Source organism: Microbacterium sp. T32, assembly GCF_001619615.1.
GTDB lineage: Bacteria > Actinomycetota > Actinomycetes > Actinomycetales > Microbacteriaceae > Microbacterium.
Window position 1 is genome coordinate 99,179 of sequence record NZ_LQQP01000006.1, and the last position, 7,259, is coordinate 106,437.

At 74.1% G+C, this 7,259-nt stretch carries 5 protein-coding genes; all 5 read right to left on the reverse strand.

All coding sequences use genetic code 11. From position 1 onward, the window contains the following. Window positions 1-116: 116 nt before the first annotated feature. From AVW09_RS03180 to AVW09_RS03200, 5 genes are read right to left on the reverse strand one after another with little or no spacing between them, the layout of a single operon-like run. Window positions 117-875 carry a hypothetical protein gene (locus AVW09_RS03180; RefSeq protein WP_063256627.1) on the reverse strand — a complete coding sequence of 253 codons (759 nt, stop codon included), beginning with the start codon at window positions 873-875 and terminating at the stop codon, window positions 117-119. Beyond that, window positions 872-2,335 (reverse strand): DUF5684 domain-containing protein, encoded by a 1,464-nt coding sequence (locus AVW09_RS03185; RefSeq protein WP_063256628.1) that lies wholly within the window; start codon window positions 2,333-2,335, stop codon window positions 872-874. The genes AVW09_RS03180 and AVW09_RS03185 overlap by 4 nt, the downstream gene beginning before the upstream one ends. Then, window positions 2,332-4,836, reverse strand: a complete 2,505-nt coding sequence (locus AVW09_RS03190) for a transglutaminase domain-containing protein (protein WP_231901753.1) — start codon at window positions 4,834-4,836, stop codon at window positions 2,332-2,334. The genes AVW09_RS03185 and AVW09_RS03190 overlap by 4 nt, the downstream gene beginning before the upstream one ends. After that, window positions 4,833-6,209: a DUF58 domain-containing protein gene (locus AVW09_RS03195; RefSeq protein ID WP_231901754.1), complete on the reverse strand. Its 1,377-nt coding sequence runs from the start codon at window positions 6,207-6,209 to the stop codon at window positions 4,833-4,835. The genes AVW09_RS03190 and AVW09_RS03195 overlap by 4 nt, the downstream gene beginning before the upstream one ends. A gap of 44 nt (window positions 6,210-6,253) precedes the next feature. Continuing rightward, entirely contained in the window at window positions 6,254-7,219 is a 966-nt protein-coding gene (locus AVW09_RS03200) for an AAA family ATPase (RefSeq protein WP_022878289.1), read from the reverse strand. Window positions 7,220-7,259 lie beyond the last annotated feature (40 nt).

The following is a 7,259-nucleotide window of genomic DNA, read 5'->3' on the forward strand; positions in this document are numbered from 1 at the left end:
GTGCGAGCGTTGTTCCGTGCCACAGCCCGGGGGCATGACGCACGGCGCGCGTGAACGCACACCCGCTCAATGATACGCGCCCCGGAGGGTGCGGGCAAACGTGCGCCGATCGATGCTCAGCCCATCAGCAGGAACAGCGCGAGGGCCGCCGCCACGACCAGGACGACGACCGTCACCGCGAGCACGATCGCCCGGGTCCGGGTCCGGCGGGGAGTCTGCGGCAGGACATCCGCGGCATCCGGGGCGTCGTTCGGACGAGCGGGCGGCGCCGCGCGGATCGCACGGACCGCCTCGTCGGCCCGGGGACGGTAGACCTCGTGGTCGCCCGCCGGCACCCGAGCTTCGCGCGGCCGGGGCGCAGGGTCTCCGGAGGGGAGTTCGGTGGTCGGGATCTCTGCGCTGCGGCGGGCACGGCGCGTTCCCGCCGCGGTGTCCGCGGTCGAGGTCTCGGTCGGTGCGGCATCCCCGCCTCGGCGGCGGCCGGGCGCCGTGGTGTCGTCGACGGGAGGCGCGGAGGGCTCCGGCGCCGACCGCTCGCGGGGCACGCGGACCGTGTCGTCGGACGGCGCGGGCGCGCCCCGGCTCACCTGGACCGTGTCGTCGGGCGGTGCCGGGCGGTCCACCCGCACCGTGTCGTCCGCGGGCGCCGGCACCGACGCGCGGCGCGGCGCGTGCACCGTGTCATCCGCGGGTGCCGGGCGGCTGACCCGGACGGTGTCGTCGGCCACCGGACGCGCGGAGATCGCGGTGTCCTCGTCGACCTCGTCCTCCCCGGTGCCGGGCGCTGCCGCCGGCGGGGTCGGCCAGGCACGGAGCCGACCCGCCCACAGCGTGACGTCGTCGGGATCGTCCGGAACGTCGTAGGGGCCGCTCACGCTTCCCTCCGCGTGAGACGCACCTCCGCGTCGCCGAGGAAGAAGCGCTCGCCCGCCTCGATCTCCTCCCCCGGGGGCGCCTCGACCTCGGTGCCCATGAGCGTCGCGAACAGCACACCGTTCGTCGAATCGAGGTCGGTCACGAACCACTTCTCGCCCCGCAGCTGCAGGCGGGCGTGGGTCTTCGACACCGTCCGCGTCTCGTCGGCGATCGCGACGAGCTGGGCGTCGGGGTGCGCGGCATCCGGAGCCGGACGGCGTCCGAGGATCACGACGTCCGAGGTCAGGTCGACCGGGATGCCGTTCGGCGGCACGATCGCCCAGGGGATGCGGCGGCGGCGGGTCACGACCGTGCGGTCGAGCGCGTCGAGCTCGGCGTCCTCGGGTTCGGCGGGGAACTCCGGCTGCGTGTACAACGCCGACACCGAGCTGCGCGCGGAGCGCGGTGCCCCCGCCTGCGGCGCCTCGGCGACGGCGGATACGGCCTCGGACAGCTCGGGGAACTCCTCCCCCGGATCGTCGGTCCGCGCGGGGAAGGCGGGGACGGCCGAAACGGGAACCGTGGCTGGGGCGGGACGCGTCAGGGGCGCGTCCGGAAGCGGGGTGGAGGCCTCCGATGCCGCGTCGGGATGGACGGGCGCCCGCCAGGGGTCGAGCTCGGGCTCCTCGGGGACAGGGGGCGCGGGAGCGGCGACGAGGGGAGTCGGCTCCGCCGACGCCTCCGAGCGACGACGCATCGGGGAAGCCGGCGACAACGCTCCGGGGTTCCACGCGGCATCGTCTTCGCCCCGCGCGGGGGGAGGGAATTCCGCGGCCCCACCGGCGGCCGGCGGAGCCCAATCCGACGGGGTGGGGACGGCATCCGCCAGGGACGACGAGGGTGCCGCGAACGGGAGCACGAGCGGTTCGGACACGGGCGCGGGGGGCTCGGCATCCCTCCCCCGGTCCTCGGCGGCCGAGGCGCCGGTCTCCGCTTTCGAGGGCTCGGGGGTCCACCCGCCGACGAGCGGGACGTACGGGCCCGCGAAGTCCTGACCGCGGCGAACAGGGGCGGAGTTCTCGTCCACCCCGGAACGGCGCACACCGGGCGCCGCCTCACCCTGCCAGCGCGCGCGGCCGAAACCGAGGATGCTCGCCCAGACCACGGGGAGGAACGCGCCGAGCACGGTCATCCCGGCGCCTCGCCCGAAGGCGAGGTTCACGCGGTGGATCGCGACGATCGAGACCACCGCGTACGCGATCGCGCCGAACACGGGGACGAGCGCGATGAGCACGAGCCACGGCGAGAATCCCCCGAGCTTCAGAACTGTCGCGAGGTTGACGACCGGCACCCACCCCTTCCAGCTCGCCTCGCCCGCCTTGGCGAACACCGCGGCGAGCGCCAGGGCGTGCCAGACGTACAGGATCACGAAGAGGACGAGGGACAGCGCCCCCAGGAGGACTTCCGTGGAATCGTTCATGTCGTCTCGCGCCGACGCTGGCGCTTTCCCCTCTCGTCGCGGTGCGGCGGCCGTCGGCGCGTGGGGCGCGGGGCGAAGAACCGCAGGAACGATCTCAACGATACGGCGGCGCGCACGCGCCGCCACCACCCGCGCTGACGCGTGAGCGTGCGACGCTCCTCATCGACGATGCGCCAGAACTCGGATGCCTCGTCGGCGGTGACCGTGCGAGACGAGAACACCGCGCGGTCGGCGTCGTCGGCGAGCTGCAGCCCCGACGGAGTGTCGTAGGCCTCGGCGAGCTCGCGGCGCGTGGACGATCGGGGCGGTTCGCGGCCGGCATCCACTCCCGCGTCGACGTACTCGTCCCACCCGCCGGCGATCGCCCCGCGCGGGTCGGGGTCGCGTCGGCGTCCCCGTCTGCGCAGCGCCTTCGCCACGACGATCGCGAGGAACGGCCCGAACAGGATCAGCACGACGAGGAGCGAGACGCCCGCGACACGCAGGATCGGCCACAGCCACGCGAGGTCCAGGCCGTCGTCGTGCGTGTCGTCGTCGGTGAGGGCGTTGTCCTCCTGCACCGGGTCGGGCGGAACCACCTCGTCCACGGTGTCGGGCCGCACTTCGGTGACGTTCTCGGGGTCGCGCTGCTGCGTGACCTCGAGGCTCGGCGAGAGCTCCCACTGCGGGGTGACGTCGATCGCCGTCCACCGACCGTCGGAGCCCTGCACCTCGGTCCACGCGCTGAGGTCGCGCGCGCGGCACTCCCCCGCCTGGCACGTGGCGACGCCGGGATCACTGGATCGGAGTCGCGTGCCGACCACTACCCGGGCGGGATAGCCGAGCTGGTGGGCGACGAGGGCGGCGGCGACCGCGAACTGCTCGTCGTCGCCCACCGCCGCGACGTAGTTGTTCGTCGTCTGGGCGCGCGGATCGTCCTCGCGCTCGAGCAGGCGCTGGAACATCGTGTCGATGCGCGCGAGGGAATGCCCCGAGGCGCTCGGCTGGAGCTGGTAGCCCGGGAGATCCTTCGTCCACGCCGGCGCCGCGGCCCCCGTCGCCGGGGCGAGCCCGTGGCTGAGGTAGCCGCGCTCGCGCAGCAGCCGGATGAGGGCGACGAGATCCGCCCCCGAGGTACCGGTCGCGTGCTCGTCCACCCACCGGCGGAGACTGTCCCCACCGGAGAGGCCTCCGTCGTCCCCGGGAGCGGTCAGGGTCGCGGGGTCGTCCTCGACCGGCTCGATCGCCGTGAGTTCGTAGCCGTCGCCGGGGGCCAGGCCGCCCCCGGCGATCTGCACCCCGGCCTCGCCGTCGGTGCTGTAGTAGAAGCTGTCGGCCAGGGCGTTCTGCCGGTCGCCTTCGAACGTCGCCGAGACGAGGCGCCCGGCGGTCGGCATCCAGATCCCGCCGAGGTCGCCGATGCGGATGTCGGCCCGCACTTCGCGCCCCTCGACCGCGGGGAGGGTCGACGGCACGCGCACGAAGGTGCCCCGGCGCGAACCGGAGGACCGGAACACCTCGCCGTCGTAGGTGTCGAGGGTCGCGACGCGGATGCGCTCAGGGGCCGCGGCGCCCGCGTCGACGCGGAACAGCACGTCCTCCGCGCGCGCGTCGGAGAACATCGCCCGGTACTCGGACAGCGGGCTCACGGCCTCGGCGATCTGCCGTTCGGGCCCCGCGGCCGACCGCAGCACGCGCCGGTCGGCATCCTTCGTCGCCCACGGCACGACCGCCACCGCCGCGACCACGGCCACCACGACCATGCCCGCGCCGAGGGCGGTGCGCCGTCGGTCGGTCCGGGAGCGGCGACGCGGAAGGGCGACGGCGCCGCTCTCGCTCGCGCGCCGCAGGGCCCGAGTGCGTTCGTCCCTCGTGCGCCACGCCAGCCACAGCACCGCGGAGAGCACCGCGGCGGTGCCGATCGCCGTCTCGACGGGGGCTGCGAGCGACAGCGGACCCAGCGTCCAGGGAGCGCTCGTCGATGTGCGGCCGAAGAACAGTCCGAAACCGCTCATCGCCAGACCGCTGACGACCGCGGCGGGCGCCCACCGGTCCGCCCGCAGCGCCAGCGCGAGGGTGACCGCTGTCCCGATCAGGAAGACCAGGAGGGCCGGGACGAGGAGATTGCGGTAGTCGCCGACCGGGAGGTCGACGGTGACCAGGTCCTTCCAGGCGAGGAGGACCCCGGAGAACGCCTCCCCCAGACCCCGCAGGATGTCCAGGGGCGCGCCCGAACGCGAGGGCACGGCGAGCGGCACCGCGAGCACCGTGAAGGCCCCGGCCACGACGGCGGCCGTGATCCATCCACCCCACCGGCGCCATCGCGCCAGCACCACCGCACCCGCCGCCACCGGCACCGCGACGGCCACGAGCGCGACGAACGCCGGCGACGCGTACACGGGCCAGGCCGCGACCGCGGCGAGCAGTGCGCTCACGCCCGTGTACAGCCCGGCCGCGATCGCGCGCGAACGCAGGGCGGGGTCGGCCGCCCGCCGGGGCCGGGTCGAGGCCGGGGCGCTCACGAGGTCGCTCCCCGCACCAGGAGCCCGGCGAGGTCGTCGAGCGTGCCGATCGTGAGGACCGTGAGGCCCGCGACGCTCTGCATGCGCGGGTGGGCGCGCTCGTCGCACACCACCGCGGCGACGGCCGTGTCCGCGTCGAACGCGAGCGCCGCCTGGCGCAGGCGGCCGATCGAGACGACCGAGCCGACGACGACGAACGCGATCGACAGCCTCTCGTTCGCCTCGGACGCCAGCCGGCAGACGTCCTCGACCGGCATGGTGTTCTCGTGGTTCGCGAGCGCGGAGAAGCCGTCGAGCATCGCGCGCGGGGTCACGGCCGGGACGTGCCGGATCGCGCGGAGACGGCCCTTCACGACGCGCGGGATCTCCGAACCGGTCACGACGTCGATGTCGCGGGCGTCGCGGACGGCGCGAAGGCCCAGTGACGCGGCGGCCGAGACGGCAAGCTCGTACTCGTCGGCATCCGCGTACTCCTGCGTCGCCGCCGCGAGCACCACGGCCATGCGCGAGCGCCGCGACTCCTCGTACTGCCGCACCATCAGTCGGCCCGTCTTCGCGGTCGACTTCCAGTGCACCTGCCGGCGCGAGTCGCCCGGCACGTACTCGCGGATCGCGTGGAACGACATGTCCGCGTCGACGAGACGCCGCGTGGCGTTGCCCTCGAGGTCGCGGATGAGTCCCGCGCTCGTCGACGGGAGAGCGACCGTGCGCGGGTGCACGTACAGGTCGTGGACGTCGTCGAACGCGTGCTCGCGACGCAGCAGACCGACCGGGTCGCTGCGCACCGTCGTCACGGGACCGATCCGCACGACACCCCGCGGCAGCGGCGGGATCTCGAGCGGCTCGGTGACGCCGTGGCCGGGGCGCAGCAGGGGGACGCCGAACTCCACGAGACCCTGACCGACGGGGATGTCGAGGCGACCGGGGAGGACGGGCCGGCCGCTGTCGTTGCGGACCGCGATCTCACCCGTCACACCGTGGCCGGCGACCACGCGTTCGTGGGTGAGCGTTAGGTCGACGTCGTACGCACGGGCGCCGAAGAGGAACGGGATGCTCATGATCAGCAGCAGCAGCGCCACCGCACCCGCGACCATCCACTCGACCCACCCGAAGACGAGCCCCAGCGCCAGTCCCGCCGTCGCGGCGACGGCCACGACCGCTCCCGCCGGTCGGATCGTGCGCCCGGCCCAGCGGACCGTCGTCTCGCCGGCATCCCCGATCGTCCGCCACACCTCGGACGCGCGCACCGCGGCGCGCACCAGCCGGCGGGTGCGCCGCGTCGACGTCGAGGTGATCGACGTGCGCGAGCCCGTGCCCATCGTGCCGGCGGACGTGCGGGTCAGCCGCGACTCGGTGATGTTCACGTCGGGCACGGCGGCACCCTTCGCGCGGGGAGGACCGGGGGGACGCGCATGGTTCAGGCGCTCTCGCGCTGCGTGGGCGGTACGGTGTCGAGCAGCACCTGCCCGACGACGGCCTCCTGCGTCACGCCGTCGAACTCGGCCTCGGGATGCAGGATGAGGCGGTGCGACAGCACGGGCACGGCGAGCGCCTTCACGTCGTCGGGGGTGGCATACGTCCGCCCCTGGGCCGCCGCGCGGGCCCGGGTCGCCCGGGTGAGCGCGAGCGCACCGCGGATGCTGACGCCGAGACGGACCTCGTCGGCCGAGCGGGTGGCATCCACGATCCGGGCGATGTAGTCGAGGACGAGCGCGTCGACGTACACCGTCGCGGCGAGGTCGGCCATGCCCACGAGTGCCTGGGGCGTGATGATCGGACGGAGGTCCGCGGTGGATACGGCGGCACCGTCGAGGATGCGGACCGTGGCGGCGTGATCGGGGTAGCCGAGCGAGGTGCGCAGGAGGAAGCGGTCGAGCTGCGCCTCGGGGAGTCGGTAGGTGCCGGCCTGCTCCACGGGGTTCTGCGTTGCGAGGACCAGGAACGGCACGCCGACCTCGCGGGAGACGCCGTCGATGGTGACGCGGCCCTCCTCCATGACTTCGAGGAGTGCCGACTGCGTCTTCGGGCTCGCGCGGTTGATCTCGTCGGCGAGGACGATGTTGGCGAAGATCGGCCCCGCGTGGAACTCGAACGTCCCGGTCTTCTGGTCGTACACCGTGATGCCCGTGATGTCGCCGGGGAGCAGGTCGGGGGTGAACTGGATGCGGGTGTTCGTGCCCTGCACCGACTGCGCGATCGCCCGGGCGAGCGACGTCTTGCCGGTGCCCGGGACGTCCTCGAGGAGCACGTGCCCGTCGCTGAGCATCGCGGTCAGGACGAGCTCCACGACGTGCCGCTTGCCGAGCACGGCGCGCTCGACGTTGTCGGCGATCTGCGCGAAGGTCTGGGCGTACCAGGTCGCCTGTTCCTGGGTGATCGTCATGGCGGTGGGTCTTCCTATCGGGGGGATGGGGGGGTCAGGG

Bases quoted from the DNA above. Each gene is read 5' to 3' on its own strand.
- AVW09_RS03185 (WP_063256628.1), bottom strand. From the start codon at position 2,335: ATGAACGATTCCACGGAAGTCCTCCTGGGGGCGCTGTCCCTCGTCCTC.
- AVW09_RS03200 (WP_022878289.1), bottom strand. From the start codon at position 7,219: ATGACGATCACCCAGGAACAGGCGACCTGGTACGCCCAGACCTTCGCG.